17 protein-coding genes are annotated in these 23,126 nt (G+C 45.8%); 13 read left to right on the top strand and 4 right to left on the bottom strand.

Going from position 1 to position 23,126, the window contains the following annotated elements; translation table 11 throughout:
- Positions 1-45: 45 nt before the first annotated feature.
- Entirely contained in the window at positions 46-1,446 is a 1,401-nt protein-coding gene (locus JW881_15350) for an amidophosphoribosyltransferase (protein MBN1698892.1), read from the bottom strand.
- 676 nt (positions 1,447-2,122) lie between these two features.
- Between JW881_15350 and nrdR the strand changes: the two genes are divergently transcribed.
- The 12 genes from nrdR to JW881_15290 all read left to right on the top strand — a co-directional run bounded on the left by nrdR (position 2,123) and on the right by JW881_15290 (position 18,946).
- On the top strand, positions 2,123-2,605 hold the full coding sequence (gene nrdR, locus JW881_15345; protein MBN1698891.1) for a transcriptional repressor NrdR: 483 nt from the start codon (positions 2,123-2,125) through the stop codon (positions 2,603-2,605).
- Complete coding sequence (locus JW881_15340) at positions 2,602-4,701, top strand: ribonucleoside triphosphate reductase (protein MBN1698890.1); 2,100 nt, start codon at positions 2,602-2,604, stop codon at positions 4,699-4,701. The genes nrdR and JW881_15340 overlap by 4 nt, the downstream gene beginning before the upstream one ends.
- 17 nt (positions 4,702-4,718) lie before the next feature.
- Positions 4,719-4,988 (top strand): hypothetical protein, encoded by a 270-nt coding sequence (locus JW881_15335; protein MBN1698889.1) that lies wholly within the window; start codon positions 4,719-4,721, stop codon positions 4,986-4,988.
- Between the two features lie 37 nt (positions 4,989-5,025).
- A complete protein-coding gene (locus tag JW881_15330) occupies positions 5,026-5,766 on the top strand; it encodes an anaerobic ribonucleoside-triphosphate reductase activating protein (GenBank protein MBN1698888.1) in 741 nt (246 codons plus the stop codon).
- A 153-nt stretch (positions 5,767-5,919) separates the two neighbouring features.
- The gene (locus JW881_15325) at positions 5,920-6,897 is read left to right on the top strand and encodes an aldo/keto reductase (GenBank protein ID MBN1698887.1); all 978 of its coding nucleotides are present in this window, start codon (positions 5,920-5,922) and stop codon (positions 6,895-6,897) included.
- A gap of 289 nt (positions 6,898-7,186) precedes the next feature.
- Positions 7,187-9,145 carry an N-6 DNA methylase gene (locus tag JW881_15320; GenBank protein ID MBN1698886.1) on the top strand — a complete coding sequence of 653 codons (1,959 nt, stop codon included), beginning with the start codon at positions 7,187-7,189 and terminating at the stop codon, positions 9,143-9,145.
- Between the two features lie 2 nt (positions 9,146-9,147).
- Positions 9,148-9,585 (top strand): HTH domain-containing protein, encoded by a 438-nt coding sequence (locus JW881_15315; GenBank protein MBN1698885.1) that lies wholly within the window; start codon positions 9,148-9,150, stop codon positions 9,583-9,585.
- Positions 9,586-9,750: 165 nt separating this feature from the next.
- Positions 9,751-10,923, top strand: a complete 1,173-nt coding sequence (locus tag JW881_15310) for a restriction endonuclease subunit S (protein MBN1698884.1) — start codon at positions 9,751-9,753, stop codon at positions 10,921-10,923.
- A gap of 93 nt (positions 10,924-11,016) precedes the next feature.
- Positions 11,017-11,979 (top strand): ATP-binding protein, encoded by a 963-nt coding sequence (locus JW881_15305; protein ID MBN1698883.1) that lies wholly within the window; start codon positions 11,017-11,019, stop codon positions 11,977-11,979.
- 9 nt (positions 11,980-11,988) lie between these two features.
- A complete protein-coding gene (locus JW881_15300) occupies positions 11,989-14,475 on the top strand; it encodes a S8 family peptidase (GenBank protein ID MBN1698882.1) in 2,487 nt (828 codons plus the stop codon).
- 3 nt (positions 14,476-14,478) lie between these two features.
- Entirely contained in the window at positions 14,479-17,667 is a 3,189-nt protein-coding gene (locus JW881_15295) for a type I restriction endonuclease subunit R (protein ID MBN1698881.1), read from the top strand.
- Positions 17,668-17,683: 16 nt separating this feature from the next.
- Complete coding sequence (locus JW881_15290) at positions 17,684-18,946, top strand: hypothetical protein (GenBank protein ID MBN1698880.1); 1,263 nt, start codon at positions 17,684-17,686, stop codon at positions 18,944-18,946.
- 35 nt (positions 18,947-18,981) lie between these two features.
- Here JW881_15290 and JW881_15285 read toward each other — a convergent pair whose 3' ends face one another.
- Positions 18,982-19,362: a GxxExxY protein gene (locus JW881_15285; protein MBN1698879.1), complete on the bottom strand. Its 381-nt coding sequence runs from the start codon at positions 19,360-19,362 to the stop codon at positions 18,982-18,984.
- A 391-nt stretch (positions 19,363-19,753) separates the two neighbouring features.
- Here JW881_15285 and JW881_15280 point away from each other — a divergent pair, with 391 nt between their 5' ends.
- Positions 19,754-20,749 carry a thermonuclease family protein gene (locus JW881_15280; GenBank protein ID MBN1698878.1) on the top strand — a complete coding sequence of 332 codons (996 nt, stop codon included), beginning with the start codon at positions 19,754-19,756 and terminating at the stop codon, positions 20,747-20,749.
- Between the two features lie 142 nt (positions 20,750-20,891).
- Here the strand turns inward: JW881_15280 and JW881_15275 are convergent, their stop codons facing one another.
- Entirely contained in the window at positions 20,892-21,374 is a 483-nt protein-coding gene (locus JW881_15275) for a GNAT family N-acetyltransferase (GenBank protein MBN1698877.1), read from the bottom strand.
- Positions 21,375-21,474: 100 nt separating this feature from the next.
- Entirely contained in the window at positions 21,475-23,118 is a 1,644-nt protein-coding gene (groL, locus tag JW881_15270; GenBank protein ID MBN1698876.1) for a chaperonin GroEL, read from the bottom strand.
- Between the last annotated feature and the right edge of the window lie 8 nt (positions 23,119-23,126).

The raw sequence follows: 23,126 nt of genomic DNA, 5'->3' as shown, positions 1-23,126 counted from the left end.
TCGTCATTCGACCCCGAATGCTCGTCATTCGACCCCGAATGCTCGTCATTCGACCCCGTCCCAACAATAGGTACAGAGTTTTTCCTTTGGCAGACCGATCGCCCCGATGAGATCACCGATGGTCTGGTACCTGAGGGAGGTAAGCTTGAGGCGGCGGCGTATGGATTCGACCATCGCCCCGTATTGCGGGGAACCCGTCCGTGCGTACAGGCCGCAATGCGCGTTTTCGTTCCCTTCGATTTCCTTGATCGCCCGCCGCGCAGCCAGATCGAGATCGCTTCTTGAACGTGAGAAATTGAGGAATTTACAGCCGTAAATAAGCGGGGGACAAGCGGGCCTCATATGTACTTCCTTCGCCCCCGCGTCATACAGACGCTGAATGATATCCTTGAGCTGCGTCCCCCGAACGATCGAATCCTCACAAAAGACGATCCGCTTTCCCATAATGAGTTCGCGAATAGGGATGAGCTTCATCCGTGCGACGAGATCGCGGTACTCCTGGTTTTGGGGCATGAAACTCCGGGGCCACGTGGGCGTATACTTCACATACGGCCGCTGATAGGGAAGCTTTGCCTCGTTCGCATACCCGATCGCGTGACCCGTTCCGGAATCGGGAATTCCGGCGACAATATCAGCCTCGACATTATCGTTTCGGGCGAGCGCGGCGCCGCATCTGTTTCGTACCGCCTCGACATTGATCCCTTCATAATGGGAAGAAGGATAGCCGTAATACACCCACAGAAAAGAGCATATCTGTAATCTGTCGCCCGGCGGGATGCACTGTTCGAATCCTTCCGGGGTGATGAGAACGACCTCCCCGGGACCGCAATATTTTACCGTCTCGTAGTCGAGATTCGGGAAGACGCTTGTTTCAAAACTCACCGCATACGAGGCTTCTTTCCTGCCGATCACAAGCGGCGTCCGTCCGAGGCTGTCCCGTGCCGCATACACCCCTTTTCCCGTCAGGATCAGAAGGGAACATGAACCTTCTATTTTCCGGAAAACATTCCGGATGCCTTCCTCGAACGTCGGTGCTTCATTGATGAGGGTGGCGACGAGTTCAGTCGGATTGATTTCTCCGCCGCTCATTTCCGAAAAATGTGTCGTTCGCTTTTGAAACGAAGAAGACGCCAGATCGGACAGATTCTTGATGGCGCCGACAGTGACGATCGCGTATGTCCCGAGGTGCGAACCGATAATAAGCGGCTGGTCTTCGTAATCGCTGATGATACCGATTCCGGCAGTTCCTTTCATCGTCGCAATACATGATTCGAATTTCGATTTAAACTGTGCGTTCGTTATATCATGGATATGGCGGATGATCTCGCCCCCGTTAAACGTGGCAAGTCCGCCCCTTCTCGTTCCCAGATGCGAGTGATAATCCGTCCCGTAAAAAAGATGCTCGACGCAATCTCTTTTTGATGCAACCCCGAAAAAACCGCCCATAAAAAACCTCCGACTCTCTCTTTTATTATATAACGGGCCGCCATGGCCGGAAGACAACTATATCCAAATATACCATTTTAATCAAGGGATACAATGGTCACCCGTCGTGCGCCTGAAAACCATTCTTAACGCATGATTAGCTGTTTATTAAAAAAATCATATTTTTTCTTTATTTTTTTCCCGTCCGGTCTTGACACACAATATATAGTGTACTAAACTTTGGTAAAATTAAAACCGACACTATATATAGAGTAGGTGATATGGCCGGGTGCCGGTGTGAATTTGAGGGCCGTATTCGTCACATTAACGACTATATCCGGCATTGTATTCATGAAGGTGCGTCGCGGGGCGTGTATGTTTGGCATGATGTGCAGCCGCCCTGCCGTAAAGCGTGTATCCAAAACCTTGAAAAAAAGGGGCTTTCGGAGATGAATCTTTTTCAACCGAAAAACTTTCGGATCTCGGGCGGACGCACCGGCATTAACAGTCTGTTACTTTTTTCCCATACTGTTATTTGTAATAAGCTGAAAGTTGTTTCCATCACCAGTGTGCCCCGGGGCAAAGCCGGAACGGGGCAAACGATTGTCTTGTCCGTCGACAAACGGAGATTTCCGGCTTTTTCGTCATATGAAACGAGGATGTGCGGTGAATAAAAAAGAAAAGCGGTATATAAAAAATGAGATGTCCGTATTGCGAAGCGACTGAAGACAAGGTAATTGAATCGCGAATGCTTGCAAACGGTGAAAGCATACGAAGAAGAAGAGAGTGTCTGAAATGCGGGTACCGTTTCACCTCATATGAGCATATAGAAGAAAAAAAACTTATGGTAGTAAAGCGAGACGGAATAAGACAGGATTTTGAACTGAAAAAACTTGAACGCGGCATTCAGCGCGCGATCGAAAAAAGACCTATTCCTCAAAACGTTGTCGAAGAAATGCTTGTTGAAATCGAAGACGAAGCATTTATGAAGGCAAAAAACACACACGAAATCCCATCGACCGAACTTGGAGAAATGGTGCTGAAACGGTTGTATAAACTCGACAGGGTGGCCTATATACGTTTTGCATCCGTTTACAGAAAATTCGAGAATGTCAGGGAATTCATCAGTGAAATCGAAAAGCTGTCCAAAAAAAGGGAAAGGAGGAAATCATTGAAATGATCAGTCAGGACTGGAAAGAATTCCTTGAAATGAGGAAACCCGACGACGGACAACAGCAGATTATCAAAAAAGTCATCAAGCGTGACGGAAGAATCGAATCGTACGACAGAAATAAAATCGCGCAGGCGATAGGGAAAGCGATCGGTGCGGTGCGTGACGGGGAAAACTCCGAACTTGTCGAACACTGCACGTTACAGGTGGAAAATGTGCTCAAGGAACTCATGTCCAATCGTCATTCCAACTCGGCGCCGGCGATCGAAGAGATTCAGGATATTGTTGAAAACGTACTCATGGAGGAAAAACTGTTCGATATCGCAAAGGCGTATATCATCTACAGGGCGCGGCATGAGGTGATACGCGATACGAAAAAACTCATGCTCGATATCAACAATACGATGGATGGATATTTATGCCAGTCGGACTGGAGGGTGAAGGAGAATGCAAATGTCAACTTCTCTCTGGGAGGCCTCATCCTCCACAATTCGGGCACCATCACGGCGAATTACTGGCTCAAAAACATCTATCCCGAAGAAATCGCCGACGCCCACAGAAACGCGGACTTTCATATTCACGACCTTTCGATGTTCTGCGGTTATTGCGCCGGCTGGTCGCTGCGCCAGCTGATTCAGGAAGGACTTGGCGGGGTACCGGATAAAATAACATCGCGGCCTTCGCGCCACCTCTCTACACTTATATCCCAGGTGGTGAATTTTCTCGGTATCATGCAGAACGAATGGGCGGGGGCACAGGCCCTTTCGAGTTTCGACACCTATCTGGCCCCCTTTGTCAGGAAGGACCACCTTTCCTTTAAAGAAGTGATGCAGTCGATTCAGAGTTTCATTTTCGGCGTCAATACCCCCTCGCGCTGGGGAAGCCAGGCACCGTTCACGAACATCACATTGGACTGGACCGTTCCCGAAGATCTCAAATACATCCCCGCGATTATCGGCGGCGAGGAACAGGATTTCACGTTCGGGGATTGCCAGCCGGAAATGGACATGATCAACAAGGCCTTCATCGAACTTCTTCTCGCCGGCGACGCGAACGGGAGGGGATTCCAGTATCCCATCCCGACGTACAACATCACGCATGACTTCGACTGGGAATCGGACAACACGCGGCTTCTCTTTGAAATGACGGCGAAATACGGTACGCCCTATTTCCAGAATTTCATCAACAGCGACCTCAAACCGGGGGACGTGCGTTCGATGTGCTGCCGACTTCAGCTCGACAAGCGGGAACTCAGAAAACGGGGCGGCGGGCTGTTCGGCGCCGACGAGTTTACCGGATCGATAGGTGTGGTGACCATCAATCTTCCGAGAATCGGTTATCTTTCGAAAGGGCGGAGGGATTTCTTCGAGCGGCTCGATCACTTCATGGACCTCGCGGCTAAATCCCTTCTCATCAAACGGAAAGTGATCAACCGGCTCATGGACAACGGCCTGTTCCCCTACACCCGCAGGTACCTGAAGCATCTCGGAAATCACTTTTCCACCATCGGTATCACGGGCATGAACGAGTGCCTGCTCAATTTCACGGGAAGGGACATCAGCACGGAAGAAGGGAGGTCATTCGCCCTCGAAGTACTCGATTACATGCGTAAACGCCTCGCCGATTACCAGGAAGCGACCGGCGACCTTTTCAATCTGGAGGCGACACCGGCCGAAAGCACGAGCTACCGTCTGGCAAAACACGACCGCGAGCATTTTCCCGATATCATTTCAGGAGGCGAAGACGTCCCCTATTACACCAACTCGACCCAGCTTCCCGTCGGTTTCACGAACGATGTCTTTGAGGCGCTCGATCTGCAGGAAGAACTCCAGATCAAGTACACGGGCGGCACGGTCTTTCACGCCCTCATCGGGGAGGCGATCGATGACTGGAAAACGTGCAGAAATCTCGTTAAAACGCTCGCCTCCCAGTACCGGATTCCCTACTTTACCATTACGCCGACATTTTCCGTTTGTCCGGTACACGGATATCTTTCCGGAGAACATTTCAACTGTCCCCTCTGCAAAGAAGAGGAGAGAGCGGTTATCCTTAAAAAGATTCGTGAGCTCGAAAAAAAGAAGGATAAATTACATCGAAAAAACTAGATAAGGAGATAAAGGAGATGAGAACAATAGAAGATTTGAATAATGAAATTTCAATGCTCCGCGACAGGCTTTCCGAGGTCAAGGGCAGGGAAACTGAAGTATATACACGGATTGTCGGCTACTACCGGTCGATAAAGAACTGGAACAAGGGAAAACGGGAAGAATACAACTACCGCCAACCCTTTTCACTTCCCGCGGACGCCGGAAAGGCCCCTGCGGCAAATTCCGCAAAGGCGGTAAAATTGGCAAAGACAGCTTCGGTCTCCGAACACGTCGCCTGTCTGTAGGCCGCGGACAGTCGTGAAAAGGGCACCGGCTGAGCCAATGATGAGATTCGGTATTCAGAAAACGACACTCATCGATTTCCCGGGAGAAATCGCGGCCACTATTTTCATGCCCGGATGCAACCTCAGATGCCCTTACTGCCACAATCCCGGGCTTGTCGCGGGGTATCGTCCCGCCGGAATATCCGGTATGGTCGGGTGGGAAGATATCGCCTCCTTTCTTGATAAGAGGTGCAGGGTGTTGGGGGGGGTCTGTTTAAGCGGTGGTGAACCCCTCCTTTCCCCTCACCTGGAAAAGCTTATAGACTGTATTCATTCACTCGGCCTCAAAGTCAAGATCGATACCAACGGGACGCTTCCCGAACGGCTCGAATCCATACGGTTCGATTATGTCGCCATGGATATAAAGACCTCGCCCGGCCGGTACCGCCTCCTTTCAGCCGTTGAACAGACCGATTACGGAGAAAGGGTGAAGGAATCTATCGGTATCATCCTGAACTCCGGCGTCCCCCACGAATTCCGGACAACCGTCGCCCCGGGCATCGTAATGGAGGACGACATCGCGGAAATATGCGGGCTCATCAGGGGAACGGACCGCTATGTCCTCGCGCAATTCCGGCCCGGACACACCCTCGATCCGTCCTTCGCGGAAAAACCACCAACCCCGCCGCCGCTCATGCAGGCGATGCGGGACATCGCGGCCCGGGAGGGTATACCGTGCACGCTTCGTTATTCGATAAAAGAAAACGAAGGCGTGAAAGCGCCCGCCGAGTTAACTTGAGAAAAGCGAATTAATGCGGATAATTGCCCGCTTTTTCACATTGAAGCGGTCATAATGTTGAAACCGGCGATCATATCTGTTACGATAGTATCGACATGAGATTTGTATACCGAAACGGCAATTCCATCAAAACCATTATAAACGGAGATGATTATGAAAACAAAACGACTTGGAACATCCGACCTCGACATTACCGTGATCGGGCTCGGGACCTGGGCGATCGGGGGAGGGGCATGGCAGTTCGGGTGGGGGCCCCAGGACGACGATGAATCGATACGAACGATTCACCGGGCGCTCGACCTCGGCATCAACTGGATCGACACCGCCGCGGTCTACGGGATAGGCCGCTCGGAGGAAGTGGTCGGAAAAGCGATAAAGGGCATGAGCGGGCGGCCGTTGATCGCGACAAAGTGCGGAAGGATCGAAGACAAAAACGGCAGGGTGGCCGGCAATCTGAAAAAGGAGAGCGTCAAAAAGGAAGCGGAGGACAGCCTGAAACGGCTCGGCATCGAGACGATCGACCTCTACCAGATACACTGGCCCGACCCGGAGGAAGACATCGAGGAAGGCTGGGAGGCAGTATCGGCATTGATAAAGGAAGGGAAAATACGCTGCGGGGGCGTGTCCAACTTCAATGTGGGTCAGCTCGAACGCATCACGCCGATCCGCCCCCCCGTCTCGCTCCAGCCGCCCTACAGCATGATACGGCGGGGCATCGAAGAGGAAATCATACCGTACTGCGGTAAAAAGAATATCGGGATCGTCTGCTACAGCCCGATGTACAAGGGACTGCTGACCGGAAAGATCGACCGCGAATGGGTCTCGAACATCAAGCCGGACGACCACCGGCGGAACGACCCCCATTTCCGGGAACCTGAACTGTCCGTCAACATGGCCTTTATCGACAACCTCAAGGCCGTCGCCGAAAAACTCGGGACCACCCTCCCCCGCCTCGCCATCGCGTGGGTGAGAAGGCGCCCGGAAGTGACGGCGGCGATCGTGGGAGCGCGCCGTGTCTCCCAGATCGAAGAGACGGTGAAGGCGGCTGAGCTGGAACTCACCCCCGATGTTATCGCGGAAATCGACGGGCTCATCGGGGAACGGGAGAAACGGCTTGCGGATATTGCATGAATGAAAGGGAAGACGGCTTCGGCTTGTGATTATGGAATAAGAGATTTACTACGGATTTCGCGGTAAAGAACGGATGGCGCGGATGAAGCGCAAAAAATACACACGATGATGCCGTTCATGCGATACGTATACGTTAAGACAGAAGTAGAATAAAATAGAAATTAAACTCCATTACATTATTATCTTATCTATCCATGCAGCCTTTTTTTTTCAAAATATACTTGCCAATTACCCGATTTAAAGACTATTATAAAAGAAAATTTATCAAGAGGATTTTTAGCAAAAGACAATGCAGGATATTACGAAACTTGAAAAACGGCTGTGGGAGGCGGCGGACCAGCTTCGCGCCAATTCCAAACTCACACAGACGGAATATTCCATGCCCGTCCTGGGGCTTATCTTCCTCCGGTACGCGTACAACCGTTTCCTGACGGCGCAGGAAGAAATAAAGAAGAACCTCCCGTCACGGGGAGGCAAGACGAGGGCTATTACAAAGGAAGATTATAAAGGAAAGGCGGCCCTCTATCTTCCCGAAAAATCACGTTACGACTACCTTCTCAATCTTCCGCAGGGTGATGATCCTTCTGCGGCCGTCAATGAGGCAATGGAAGCGATCGAAGCGGTGGACGAACAGCTCATGGGCATCCTGCCGAAAGACTACCAGATATTCGACAACGATTTATTAAACCGCCTTTTAAAGATATTCAACGATGAAGCGCTACGGAAGGCGTCCGGCGATGTGTTCGGGCGAATCTATGAATATTTTCTCATGAACTTCGCCATGGCGGGGGCAGGAGAGAAAGGCGAGTTTTTTACTCCCGTTTCACTGGTACAGACGATCGTCAATGTCATCGAACCGAACCACGGCATCGTCTTCGATCCCGCATGCGGTTCCGGGGGAATGTTCGTGCAGACCGGCCATTTTATGCACGTACGGGGAAAGAACCCGCAGCGGGTCCTCACCTTTTACGGGCAGGAAAAGACCGCGACAACGATACGCCTGGCGCGGATGAATCTCGCCGTGCACGGGCTGGAAGGGAAGATCGCCGAGGCAAATACCTTTTATCAGGACGAACACAACCTGTTAAAAAAGGCCGATTTCGTCATGGCGAACCCGCCGTTCAATGTCGACGGGGTTGACGCGGAAAAGGTGAAAGCGGACCCCAGGCTGCCGTTCGGGCTTCCGGGGGTGAACAAGAAAAAGCAGGTGTCGAACGGCAACTACCTCTGGATTTCATACTTTTACAGTTACATGAACGAAACGGGCCGCGCCGGATTCGTCATGTCGAGCCAGGCATCGAGCGCGGGCGGCGGCGAACGGGAAGTACGAAGAAAACTGATCGAGACCGGCGCGGTCGACGCGATGATCGCCATACGGTCAAATTTCTTCTATACCCTTTCCGTTCCCTGCGAACTCTGGTTTCTGAACAATGACAAGCCGGAAGCACGGAGGGACAGCGTGCTCATGATCGACGCACGAAACACATACCGGATGGTAAGCCGGAGGGTCTACGACTTTTCACCCGAACAGCTCAACAACATAACATCCATCGTATGGCTGTACAGGGGCGACACAAAAAAATACCTTTCGCTTATCGAAGCATACTTTAACAGCATGACGTCACACGCACAAGAAACAGAAACAGCTATTAAACAATATCACGATATCATCCGGGAAAAAGAAAATGAAACGGTACAGCGGCTGAAAAAAGAAACGGATGGATGCGCGAATGATATAAGGGCTTTTATTAAAAAAGCGGGGAAGCTCACAACACATGAAGAACAGAAAAAGGCTTATACCGGTTTTTTGCCGGTTACCGAAAGGCTTGCCGAAGCGAGGAAACTGCTCGAAGTATCATTCAAGGCTGCGATCGAAGGACCCGATCAAACCCGCAACAGTAAAAAGCGGAAGGCGGAACTCGAAGAAGCACACGGGAAGGCGCTCGACGCGATCAAGCAGACCCTGTATTTCCACAAGCAGACCGGCTGGCATATAAAGCGTTTTCCGGACGCATCGCTTGCCGATGTTCCGGGGCTTGTGAAGCTTGTGGATACAAAGGAAATAGCGGAAAACGATTACAGCCTGACGCCGGGGCGTTATGTGGGGGTGGCGCCCGAAGAAGAGGACGAGGACTTTGACTTCCACGAGACCATACAGGAGATTCACCGGGAACTGGAACAATTGAACGACGATGCGGTAACATTAGCGGAGATAATCCGGAGCAACTTCGAGGAGCTGGGGATTTAGCCATGACAAAGGAAGAACTTGAGTTTAAATGGATGTCGCCGGAAGAGTTCGGTAAAGTGAGCAAATCCAGAAATCCGATTATCGCATCGCTTTTGGCCAGAACCATTTATGTGGAGAAAATGGGAACGGGGATAAAGCGGATGAGGGACGCGATGAAAGAAGAAGGATTACCGGAACCGGTTTTTGATCAAAGCCCGCATTCATTTTATATTACGTTCAAGGATGATTTTTTTTCCGATATGTCGGAGAAAACGTCGGAGAAAACGTCGGAGAAAATAATTATTCTGTTAAAAGAGACACCATCATTAACAATAGAAGAATTATCATCGAGAATCGGCGTAACCACCCGTTCTATTGAAAGAAACGTAAAGAAATTGCAGGAAAAAGGGCTTCTTAAAAGAATCGGACCGGATAAGGGGGGGTATTGGGAAGTATTATGAAAGCAAAAAAAAAGTCCCCTCAGAGGCTATGTAACACACGGTCACTCAAGGCACGCGGCCTGCTTTCGCTCTCCCGGGACTTGTTGGTATAGTTATATGGCTTGTTTTTAAAAAAGGCAAGCTGTTTTATTGAATTAACAAAAGGAAAAGTAAGGAATTTTAGATGTGAATTGGGAAGAAGTTGAATTGGGAAATATTGCAGAAATTATTCTTGGAGGAACACCTTCAACACAAAATAAAGCATATTGGAATGGCTTAATTCCATGGATTTCCGTTACAGATTTTAAAGATAATAAGCATATAATATCAACTGAAAAAACTATTACAGATATTGGACTTAACAATTCTAACACAAAAATAGTGCCTTCAGGGAGTATTATAATATCTGCAAGAGGTACCGTCGGTAAAATTGTTGTTTGTAAAAAACAAATGGCATTTAATCAATCTTGCTATGCAATATTAAGTAAAAATAATTTATATTGCAGCCAAGATTTTTTATACTATATTTTAAAATCAGCTTCAAATAGACTTAAACAAAATACTCATGGAGCAGTTTTCGATACAATTATTAAAGTAAATCTTGAAAATTTAAAATTGAATCTCCCCACTCTCCCCATCCAGAAAAAAATCGCTTCAATCCTTTCCGCTTACGACGACCTTATCGAGAACAACATTCGGCGTATCGAACTTCTGGAAAAAGCGGCACGGGAGCTCTATAAGGAATGGTTTGTCCGGTTCAGGTTTCCGGGACACGAGAAGGCGAGGTTCAAGGACGGCCTGCCCGAGATGTGGGAGAGGAAGAAGCTGGGGGAGGTTGCTTCTATTATAATGGGACAAAGCCCGAAGTCAATGTATTACAATACAGAAGGTAAAGGGTTGCCATTCCACCAGGGAGTTACCAATTTTGGCAACCGATATGTAAAACATGAAAAATATTCAACTTCCGGAAATAGAATTACATATGATGGAGATATACTTTGTAGTGTAAGAGCACCTGTTGGCAGATTGAATATTGCTCCATCAAAATTAATATTAGGGAGAGGATTGGCAGGGATAAAAAGTAAAAAGAATAATCAATCGTTTTTATATTATCAATTACAGTCATATTTTTTTAAAGAAAATATTATAGGAACAGGAGCTATATTCGCAGCAGTTACGAAAGAACAGATGCATTTCATTGAGATAATTATGCCTACTGAATCTATTATCTCTGCATTTGAAAAGATAACAAATCCAATTGATAAACAGATAAGATACTTAACTGAACAAAACAAGCTGCTAAAACAATCACGCGATCTGTTGCTTCCACGGCTTATGAAGGGGGAGATTGAGGTATGATAAAAAAGTCTGAAAGCGATCACGGTTTTTCTATTTTGTGATAGCTATTTTATCAATTTTGGTTTATAAATATAGTGGAAAGCGGGTAAGCTTATGGCCACGGCAGAGCAATTGAAATCACTCATACAGTCTCATTTCGAACATGATATCGAGCGGTTTAACACTATTGCCCTGCAGGTCGCCGCACACGAGGCAAAGGTCGGGCACACGAATCTCGCTTTTGAAATACGCAATCTGGTCGACAAGTCACGGGAAGAAAAGGCAAGGGTTATCCCGTTCCAGGGAGAACTCAATGATCTGGTCATAGCCGGGACAACCCAGTTTCGCATACCGGATTTAATCATTACCGAAGCACTGAAAAACAGAATCAAAAGAGTGCTGACCGAATACAAAAAACAGGAAAAGCTAAAAAAACACGGCCTTTCACACAGGAGGAAAATACTTCTCTGCGGCCCGCCGGGCACGGGGAAAACCATGACCGCAAAGGTCATCGCCGGAGAACTGCAACTTACTGTTTTTATCATTCTCATGGATAAGCTTGTGACAAAATACATGGGCGAAACGAGCGCAAAATTACGGCAGGTTTTCAAATTTATCGAAAACAGAAAGGGCGTCTATATTTTCGATGAATTCGACGCGATCGGGGCTGAACGGGGAAGGGACAACGATGTCGGGGAGATGAGGCGTGTCCTCAACTCATTTCTGCAATTTATCGAACAGGACAATTCCGACAGCATCATCGTGGCCGCGACGAACAATGTCACGATTCTTGATAATGCATTGTTCAGAAGATTCGACGATGTCCTTCATTACGAATTACCGGGTGACAATGAAATAAAAGACCTTATTACGAACAGGTTGGGTAATTTTATTCTCAGCAATAAAAAAATTGAAAAAGCGGTACAGAGTGCACGTTCATTAAGCCATGCGGAAATATGCGGGGCATGTGACGATGCGATAAAAGAAGCAATTTTAAACGATAAAAATGATGTGAGTGAAAAAAACCTTATCTCTATGATTGAAGAGAGGAAAGATGCTTACGGGAAACGGAGTTAATACCGTCAAATGGCAAAAGAAAAATACCCTCATATATTTTTAACAAATAAAGGACAAACGATTGAGTATGTCTCACCTAAAACAGTCATACCAAAATTAAGAATACCTGTTAGAGATAGAATAATACATGCACAAAGAATCAAAGAAAAGCTCGATAAAGTTTGGAATTATTTCGATAAAAAAAAGGAACAGAGAAAAGCCATATCAATGCCTGATGTAAAGAGCGGCTGTTATATCGATGTTCTCGGTGCTACTGGTGCCGATTTGATTTATAAAAGCCTTGAGAATATAAAATACGGAATAAAACTGTGTAATGTAAAAGAAGAGAATATTGAACAAAACCAACCTGTAAGAGCGACAGTATTCATACCTGAAAATATGAGAGGTTATTTTCTTAAAAAAGTAAAGGAATATGCAGAAAAAACAACTAACAAAGGGAACCCAAAAAACAAAAATCTTGTTGAAAGTATCGAGGACATCAAATTAGCCGTTATCGAATCATTCTGGCAGCCTATCGAAGATATTTCATCTATTCCTTTTGACAGTAAAAAATGGTGTGAAATATGGCTTTCGAGTGACAGGGAAGAAGTATATAATCAATTTAAAATGTTTTGTGATGCAAATGATATAAAATACCAGGATGAAAGAATTGTATTTCCTGAAAAAACAGTATGTATTGCCTTTACAGATAACGCGATACTTAACCTGATTATTGAATCATTTCCCTATCTTGCAGAAATAAGAGCGGCAAAAGAAACGGCGGCATTCTGGATGGAACTTCCAAACATAGAACAGGCTGGATGGGTGGAGAATTTATTAAAAAGGTTAGCGATAGCTGAAAAATCAAAAACATCCATATGCATTCTGGATTCAGGAATAAATAAGGGACATAAACTCATAGAGCCTTTGCTGGATGAGAATGATATGGATTCATGGGATATAACATGGGGCAAAAATGATGATTCAGGCCATGGAACTCTTTTGGCCGGAATTTCGATTTACGGCAGTCTCGAGGAATGCTTGCAAACGAATATTCCTGTTACTATACATCATTCGATTGAAAGCGTAAAAGTGCTTCCGCCAAAAGGAAAGAATCCGAAACATCTCTATGGCGCAATCATAATCCAATCGATAAGTAAAGCAGAAATCAATAATCCAAATCGAAACAGAGTAACCTGTCTTGCTGTTACCGATAAATCAAATATCGATAGAGGGCGTCCGTCCTCATGGTCAGGCGCTATAGATAAACTATCATCAGGAGCAGATGATAATATAAAAAGGCTGATTATATTATGCGCAGGCAATGCTATGACAGAACAGAATATAGACTTTACATATAAATATCCAGATTCGAATATGACAGATTCGATCCATGACCCGGGCCAGTCATGGAATGCGATTACCGTTGGAGCCCATACAGAGAAAGTAAGGATAACGGATCCGGAATTAGAAGAATATACGCCAATTGCTAAAGAGGGAGAATTATCTCCATATAGTACAACTTCAGCTGTCTGGGATAAAAAATGGCCTGTAAAGCCGGATATTGTCATGGAAGGCGGTAATCTGGCACAGGGTAAAGACGGATTTATTTCCAGTTGTGATGATTTAAGTTGTCTTTCCACTTATTTTAAACCGATAGAAAGGCAATTCGGTATTATGAACCAGACAAGCTGTGCGGCCGCAAAGGCATCATGGTTTGCGGCTCAAATAATATCGAGATATCCTGAAGCATGGCCCGAAACAATACGGGCACTCATAGTTCACTCTGCAAACTGGTCGGATGCGATGAAAAAGCAATTTCTATCAAATGAAAATAAAACGGAATATACAAGGCTATTGAAAACGTGCGGGTACGGAATACCTTCTTTTGAGAAAGCAATTGAGTGTACAAGCAATTCACTCACAATGATAGTTCAAAACGAACTACAACCATTCGATAAAAAGAATAACAGCTACAAAACAAAAGATATGCATATCTATGAACTTCCATGGCCCAAAGAAGAATTAATAAGCCTGAAAGAAATCGAAGTGGAATTACGGATGACGTTATCCTATTTTATTGAACCGGGACCGGGTGAAATCGGATGGAAAGACAGGTACAGGTATGCTTCTCACGGACTACGATTCCGCTTGAATAAATCAACAGAAAAATTGAATGATTTTATTAAAAGGATTAATAAGCTTGCCAGAGAAGAAGATGAAGAAAATAAATATTCATCCTCCGATAAATGGTTATTTGGTGCAACAAACAGGGAAAAAGGTTCTATTCATTCGGATATATGGAAGGGAACTGCAATGGATTTGGCATCGTGTAATCTTATAGGGATTTATCCGGTTATCGGATGGTGGCGTGAAAGACAGTATTTACAAAAATGGAACAAAAAGGCGAGATATTCACTTGTCGTATCAATATATTCTCCGAAAGTGGACGTCGATATTTATACACCGGTTAAAATAAAGGTTGAGACACCAGTGGAAATAAAAATACCGAGGTAACCCATGCCCCACGAGTTCTCCGAAGACAGATTAGTCCAGAAAACAACGGCCGATTTTTTCAAGGATAACCTTTATTGGGATTCGATCTACGCGTACAACGATGAAGTTCTAGGAGAAAAAGGAACCCTGGGAAGGATGTCTGAAAAGGAAGTCATCCTCAAACGGTACGTGAAGCAGGCGCTTTCGAAAATAAATCCCGGCTTTCTGGATACCGTCTATGAGAGCGCGGTAAAGGAACTTTCCGAAATAAGCTATACACGATCCGTTATAATCCAGAACAGGGAAAAGTATGACCTCTGCATCAATGGAATTCTGGTAAATTATAAAAACGAAAAAAACGAAACAAAAAGCGTGAGGCTGAAACTATTCGATTTCGACAATCCGGAAAACAATAATTTCCTGGCGGTACGCGAGTTGTGGATACAGGGCCCCCTGTACAGGCGGAGGGCGGATATCGTCGGATTCGTGAACGGCATCCCGCTTCTTTTTATGGAATTGAAGGCGGCCCATAAAAACGTCAGGCGGGCGTATGACGAAAACCTCAGGGATTACATGGACACGATTCCCCATATATTTTACTACAACGCGATGATCATCCTGAGTAACGGGGATGAAGCAAAAACGGGAATCATATTAAGCAGCTATGAACAATATACGGACTGGAAGCGGTTGAAGGAAGAAGAACAGGGAAGCCTCGACTTCGAAATCATGCTTCAGGGTATGTGCAGCAAGGGGCGCTTCATGGACATTGTCGAAAACTTCATTCTCTTTGACGAAACGAGGGGACACTGCGTGAAGATACTCGCGAGAAATCACCAGTACCTTGGCGTAAACAGGGCGGTCGAAGCAATAAGGAAAAGGAAAACACTCGGCGGTAAACTGGGTGTGTTCTGGCACACACAGGGAAGCGGAAAATCGTATTCGATGGTTTTTCTCTGTAAAAAGACCCGTCGAAAGATGACGGGTAATTTCACCTTTCTCATCGTCACCGACAGGGAGGACCTTGAACGACAGATTTACCGGACATTCACGGGGGTGGGCCTTGTAAGAGAAGAAGGGTGCAGGGCTTCAAGCGGCGAGCATTTGAAGGAATTGTTCCGGGAAGACCACACGTTCCTCTTTACCATGATTCACAAATTCAACCGTGAGGTGCCGAAGAACGATCCGTATTCGGAACGAAGCGACATCATCGTTCTTTCCGATGAAAATCACAGGACACAGTACGGGACGTTCGCGCTGAACATGCGGAACGCGATTCCGAACGCCTCGTTTATCGGGTTTACCGGCACCCCCCTCTTCAAAGACGATGAAATAACCAAACGGGTATTCGGCGACTATGTTTCAACCTACGATTTCAAGCGGGCGGTCGACGACGGGGCGACGGTCCCCCTCTATTACGAAAGCAGGGGGGAAAAGCTCAAACTGTCAACGGAACGCATAAACGAAAAAATGGCGGAAGCGCTTGAAGGCGAAATACTCGATGTCGACCGGCAGGCATTGCTCGAAAAAGAACTGGCGCGGGAATACCATATCATGACGGCCGGGAAACGACTCGATGCGATCGCGAAGGATATTGTCGATCATTATACGGACCGGTGGGAAACCGGGAAGGCGATGGTGATTTGTCTCGATAAAATCACCACGGTGAGAATGTACCTGCTTGTCGGGAATTACTGGGAAAGGAAAATCGACGAAACATCCCGATTAATCGATACGGAAAAAGATCCGCAGGAAGTGCCTGCCCTTATAAGAAAAAAGGAATGGATGACGGAAACACAGATGGCGGTGATTCTGAGTGAAGAACAGGGTGAGGTGGACAAGTTCAGAAAATGGAATATCGATATAGAACCACACAGAAGGCTCATAAAAAACGGATTCGATACAACGGACGGTAAACGCATCGATGTCGAAACGGCTTTCAAGAAAGAAGATCACCCCTTCCGTATCGCCTTTGTATGCGCCATGTGGATGACCGGATTTGACGTCAAAAGCCTTTCGACCCTTTATCTGGACAAACCGCTGAAAGCACATACATTAATGCAGGCGATCGCACGGGCGAACAGGGTCAATGAAGGAAAAGAGAACGGACTTATCGTCGATTACTGCGGAATCCTCAAAAACTTGAGGAAAGCCCTTGCCGTCTACGGAAGCGGCAACGAAGCAAAACCTGGAGAAAGTCCGGCGAAACCTGACGGGGAACTGGTTTTATTACTCGCAAAGACGATTGAGGAAACGGTGTCATATCTTAAACGGTTCGGATTCAACCTCAACGATATGCTGACTTCGGACGGATTCGAAAAAATAAAAGCGATACGGGAGGCAAAGGAAGCCATTAATATCAACAATAAAACGAGAAAAGGATTCGAAGTACGGGCACGGGAGGTATTCAAAAAATTCAAGGCGGCAATACACCTGCGGAATGAAATCAAAAAGTACATACGGAAATACAAGGCAATCAACGTAATTTACAGGAAACTGCAGGAGGACCGTGAAAAAGCGGATATTTCATCGATTATAAGGAAGCTTCATGAAGTCGTGGAAAGGAATATCGAACCCCAAAATGCCTCGGAACAGCCCGACAGGATATTCGATATAAGCAAAATAAACTTCGAGCTGTTGAAACAGGAGTTCAAGCAATACCCTTCAAAACACACAATGGCACAGGAACTCATGGCGGCGATAGAGAAAAAAGTACATGCGATGATATGCCGGAATCCCCTGCGCATCAATTTCCAGGAACGTTATGCGGAAATTATTTATGAATACAACCGGGAAAAAGAAAGACAGACCATCGAACAGACATTCGAAGCATTAATCGGTTTTGTCAATGATCTTGATAACGAAGAAAAACGGACAATACGAGAGGGGCTTGACGAAGAGAACCTCGCCCTATTCGATCTATTAATAAAGCCCGGCCTTTCAAAAAAGACGATCGATAAACTCAAAGCGATTGCACAGTCATTGCTGGAAGCTTTGAAAGAGGAGAAATTAAAGATCGACCACTGGAGGGAGAAGGAATCGACGCGCGATGAAGTAAAGGTGTTTATAAAGGATTTTCTCTATGCGGAGGAAACGGGGCTTCCCGTCGATGATTATGAAGAGAAAGAGGTTTACCGTATCGCGGATAATGTTTATGAACATGTGTTCAGGCAGTATGCGTCAGCGACGGAGAGTGTGTACGGTGTAGCGTAATATACAGGAGGTTGAAATGGAGGATATTAAAATACCGGATCATGTAGAAAAAATATTCAAGGAAGAACCATTCATCTTGCATCTATATCCCGGTACAAAAACCAAAACATTCAAATCATTCCGTTCTTTTTACAGATTTTTGCAAAATGAATTGGGGTTTTGGATGAAATATAGAGGCGGAAGAATAAACAAGATAAAGAATAATTTTCAAGCACGTATACACGACTTAGAAAATATCGTCAACACAGAAAATAGAGAACATATTTTACAAATAATTAAAAATAAAATTTTCGAAATGAATAACGAAAATCCCGAACCGGCTTATGTATATTCCGAAACAGAATTCGGAAGTTTTATTATTGAAGTATGTGAGAGTAGAACAAACATAGATTTTATCTGGGAATATCTGTTTCAAAAACAGAAGCAATTCGACTCAAAATTCAATCAACAGCCATCAGCCGGATTTATGCATTACGCGATTCGGGGTTTTCAAATACTCAATAATGAAGCTGTCACGCATACTGATAATACAACAAGAGAATATGAACTAATAATCAAAGAAAATGAAAACAACAGAGATATACTTTCAAATGCAATAGTTGATATAAGAAACAAAAAGGAAGAAATTATTGGAGAATTCTCAACTAAAAGTAAAAATTTGTTAGCAAATGAAGAAAAAAGGTTCAATGAACAATACAAAACAGAAAAAGATAATTTTAAAGAATTGACAAAACAATATCAAGAAAAACTGAGAATAGACGGCCCGGCTTCCTATTGGGAAAAATTCAAAACAAGATATCGATGGGGCGGTGTTATATGGATCGGATTGAGTGTCTGTATGGTTATAGCTATTATCTTTATATCTTTTCATCTATTGGAGAATTTACCCGACCAGCTTTTTACCGGAACAAATATAACAAATTCCAATACGACATTGAGTGAAGAACAGGTTTCAAAAAGCATTTCAATTGAAAATATAATAAGATGGACGATCCTGCTTGCTTTGATTTTTTCCGCATTAATCTTTTTATTGAGATTATTTGTAAAATTAGCATTAAGCGCCTTCCATTTATCACGTGATGCAAATGAACGGCTGCAATTAACCCACCAGTATCTGGCTTTATTGAAAGAAGGTGTTCTTGAAGAAAAGCACAGGGAAATTATATTGCAGTCGCTATTCAGCAGGGCGGAGACCGGTTTATTGAAAGGAGACTCGTCGCCTTCGTTTCCTTCCGGGATTTTAAATCAAATTCTCGATTCAATCGGCGGCAAGCATTAGGTAATACAATAAAAAAACCGGCCCGAAGGCCGGCATCACGACAGCTGGTTAACAAACCGTTTCCATTCAAGGCTGTACGTATTGAAATTGATGAGATAACCGACGGGAAGCCCCGAAAGTTTCAAATAACTGAGAATTTGTGCTTCCATAACCTTCGAAAGCTGCGAAACTGCTTTAAGTTCGAGGATAATTGTATTGTCGACGACAAGGTCCGCGATATAAGCACCGACGTATTCATTTTTGTAGTTCAGCGAATAGATTTTCTGACGTTCGAACGGAACAGCGGCACGTGAAAGCTCGACACAGAACGCGCTTTCATAGACGGATTCCAGCAGACCAGGGCCAAAATGCGAGTGTATGGCGAAAGCCATTCGAATAATTAGATCCGATAGTTCTTTATAGATGAGTTTTGTCATAAGAGACGCCTCCTTAATGCTTTTTCGAGACCAATCAATCTAATTCCGGCCGCCTGTCAAGGTTTGCGGAGCAACACGGAGTGCCCGACCTTGACAGGCGGCCGGAATTAGATTACCATCGTGAGAAAGCATTAAGGAGGCGGCACGTATGGCAAATTTTAAAGCGTTATGGATGTCTTTTTCTACGGAGTACGCGGTAAAAAGCGGATTTCACGGATGAGAAATCAATATTCAGCGATATTCATATATAGTTAGTTTATATTACTTTTTATATTATATTAAAATATATATTTGATGTATAATGTATATTATGTCTACTGTTTTCATAATACTTATAACGTTTTACACTGTTACTATAAACGGAAATAGTTATAAGCACAATTGAACATATATGGGAAAAGCGATTACCGTAAAAACAACAATAAGCCAGCTTATCGATATTATAAAAAAAGAAATCGACAACAGCAAACAGCGTATGTTCAACACCTTTGAAAACGAAAGAACAATAACCTACTGGAATATCGGCAGACACATAAATCAGCACATGCTCAATTATACCGACAGGGCGGACTACGGAGAATACGTGTTTACCAGACTTGCTGAAGAAATCGATATGGGACGCAGCACATTGTATAAAATACTTCAGTTTTATGAAACATATCCGGAAATTGTCTCCGCGCGGAGACAATTGACATGGACCCATTACAGGATACTCCTTACGGTGAGGGATGAAAAAAAAAGAAAAGAATACGAGCGGAGAGTTCTTGAAGAAAAACTGAGTACAAGGGAACTGGAAGACCTCGTCAAAGAAGGAAAAGAGGAAAAAAACAGTAAAAACGGTAACATAGCGGAAAAACGAGGAATACCGTTTCTATACAGGTTAAAAAAAATAAACGATACATTATCCCTTGATCTGGGATTCAGAATATATAAAACGCATACCATGAACGGGTTCAACGAAGACGATATAATCGAAGTAAAAAAGGAAAATAACGTATACCGGTTTTATAAAAAGGAAAATATTAATCCCGGTATATTATTTACCTATCGGGGCAGCATCGAAGAAATAGTCGACGGCGACACCCTCTGGGTGAATATCGATTTGGGATTCGAAATAAGGACAAAACAAAAGCTAAGATTAAGAGGAATAAACGCGGCCGATGTAACGACAGGTGAAGGTAAAAAAGCACAACAATACATAATAAACCAACTTTACGAATGTACATATGTCATTGTAAAAACATACTATCGGGATAAATACAACAGATACCTCGCAGACATTTATTATATAAAGGAGGAAACCGATATCGATGAAATCGCAGAAAAAGGAAATTTCCTGAACAACGAATTATTAACAAAAGGATTGGCAAAAAAATATAAATCATAAAAAATATTTTATAAACCGTTAAGCTTTTAACGGCTTCACTAGCGTCGCCGCGCAATCCGCTCTTCCCCGCGAAATCCGTGGTTACATTATTTAAGAGCTGCCGTTACTTAATAATGACCGTTTATTCTAGATATCTTCGCATTCACTCCCCACGCTCCCCCCTCTCTTCCTTCCGTTCGAGCAGCGTCAGCCTGGGGTAAAACCCGAACTTCCGGTAAAAGGGAAGAACGCTTTCATGCCCGTATGCGACCATTATCCTTTTTCGTACGGCACCGCACGCATCCAGCCACGCGAGGGCGGACGAAACAAGCCGGGCACCGATGCCGCGGCCGCGCCACGGCTCTTTCAGAAACAGCGAATCGATTTCTCCAGCCCCGTCTTCGGAGGCGGTCGCCACACAATACCCCACGTCCTCACCTCCCGCGCTGACGATTTCGATCCGCAGCTCCGAAGGCTTACGCTTATAAAACGCCTCGCACCGGTCCCGAAAGGTACGTGTTCGAAAATAACCGCCGAAATAGACCGATTCCCCGGCATGGAGCCGGTTCAATTCCTTCCATAACGGCTCGATCCTTTTTATCTCATCGATGCCGATGATTTGAGAGGTAATCTCCTTACCGTTCATCGCAACACCCTTTCCCTATAACGGGCGCACCAACAAAAAAGGGAACCCTTGCCGGGTTCCCTCGATTATCCATAATTCGGTTCATCACTGCCGGCCGCACTTAGTACGGGGGCATGCCGCCGCCCATTCCCGGTGCGCCGCCCGGCGCATGGGGCGGTTCCTTTTCGGGAAGATCGGTGATGGTACATTCGGTCGTGAGAAGGAGTCCCGCTATCGATGCCGCATTCTGAAGTGCGCTTCTCGTGACCTTTACCGGATCGATGATGCCGGCCTTGATAAGGTCCGTCCATTCCATTTTCTGTGCGTCGAAACCGATTCCCTGTTTTTCCGTCTTCGCTTTCTCGGCGATGATCGAACCGTCAAGCCCGGCGTTGGTGGCGATCTGCCGGATCGGTTCTTCCAGAGCCCGTGTCACGATCTTGAAACCGACCTTTTCGTCTTCCGTCAGATCGCCGATATTTGCCTTTTCGAGGGCCTGGACCGCTTCGACAAGGGAAAGACCCCCGCCTGAAATAATCCCTTCCTCGACCGCGGCTCGAGTCGCCGAAAGAGCGTCTTCGACACGGTGCTTCTTTTCCTTGAGTTCGACTTCCGTTGCGGCGCCGACATTGATAACGGCAACCCCGCCGGCCAGCTTGGCGAGCCGTTCCTGAAGCTTTTCCTTGTCGTAGTCCGATGTCGTTTCCTCGATCTGCATCTTGATCTGGCCGATCCGCGCCTTGATGTCCTTTTCCGTGCCGCCGCCTTCGATAATCGTCGTGTTCTCCTTGTCGACCTTTATGGTCTTGGCGCGGCCGAGCTGCTTTATTTCCGTATTTTCGAGCTTGAGACCCAGTTCTTCGGAAATGACTTCACCGCCCGTAAGGATCGCGATATCTTCGAGCATCGCCTTTCTTCTGTCGCCGAATCCGGGGGCTTTCACGCCGCACGCATTCAGTGTACCGCGAAGGTTATTGACAACCAGGGTTGCCAGGGCTTCCCCGTCGATGTCTTCAGCGATAATAAGAATCGGCTTACCGCTTTGTGCGATCTTTTCGAGAAGGGGGAGCATGTCTTTCATGCTCGAAATCTTCTTGTCGTGAATGAGAATATACGGATTCTCCATTTCCGTCGTCATCGTTTCCCTGTTGGTAACGAAATATGGAGACAGATACCCGCGATCAAACTGCATACCTTCGACGACATCGAGATCCGTTTCAAGGCTTTTGGATTCCTCGACGGTAATTACCCCGTCTTTTCCGACCTTTTCCATCGAATCCGCGATAAGTTTTCCGATTTCCATATCGTTGTTTGCGGAAATGGCGGCGACCTGGGAAATGGTTTCCTTGTCGCTTACCTCTTTAGCCTTTTTCTTGATATCATCGACGGCGATATCAACGGCCCTGGTGATTCCGCGTTTCAAACCCATGGGATTGATGCCCGCGGCGACACTTTTAAGCCCCTCTTTGATAATCGAATAGGCCAAAACCGTCGCCGTCGTCGTACCGTCACCGGCGACATCATTCGTCTTTGTGGCGACTTCTTTAAGAAGCTGGGCCCCCATATTTTCAAAAGGATCTTCCAGTTCGATCTCTTTGGCAATGGTAACGCCGTCATTGGTGACAGTCGGGGCTCCGAATTTTTTATCGAGAACGACGTTCCTCCCCTTTGGTCCAAGGGTTACCTTGACCGCGTTGGACATTTTTTCCACGCCCGCAAGCAAAGCACGACGGGCGTCTTCGTCAAATTTTAACTGTTTAGCCATTTTTTCAC

It is taken from the genome of Spirochaetales bacterium, assembly GCA_016930085.1.
Taxonomy (GTDB): Bacteria; Spirochaetota; Spirochaetia; order SZUA-6; family JAFGRV01; genus JAFGHO01.
Note: the sequence above shows the minus strand (reverse complement) of the source record. Positions and strands in the feature narration are given on the sequence as shown.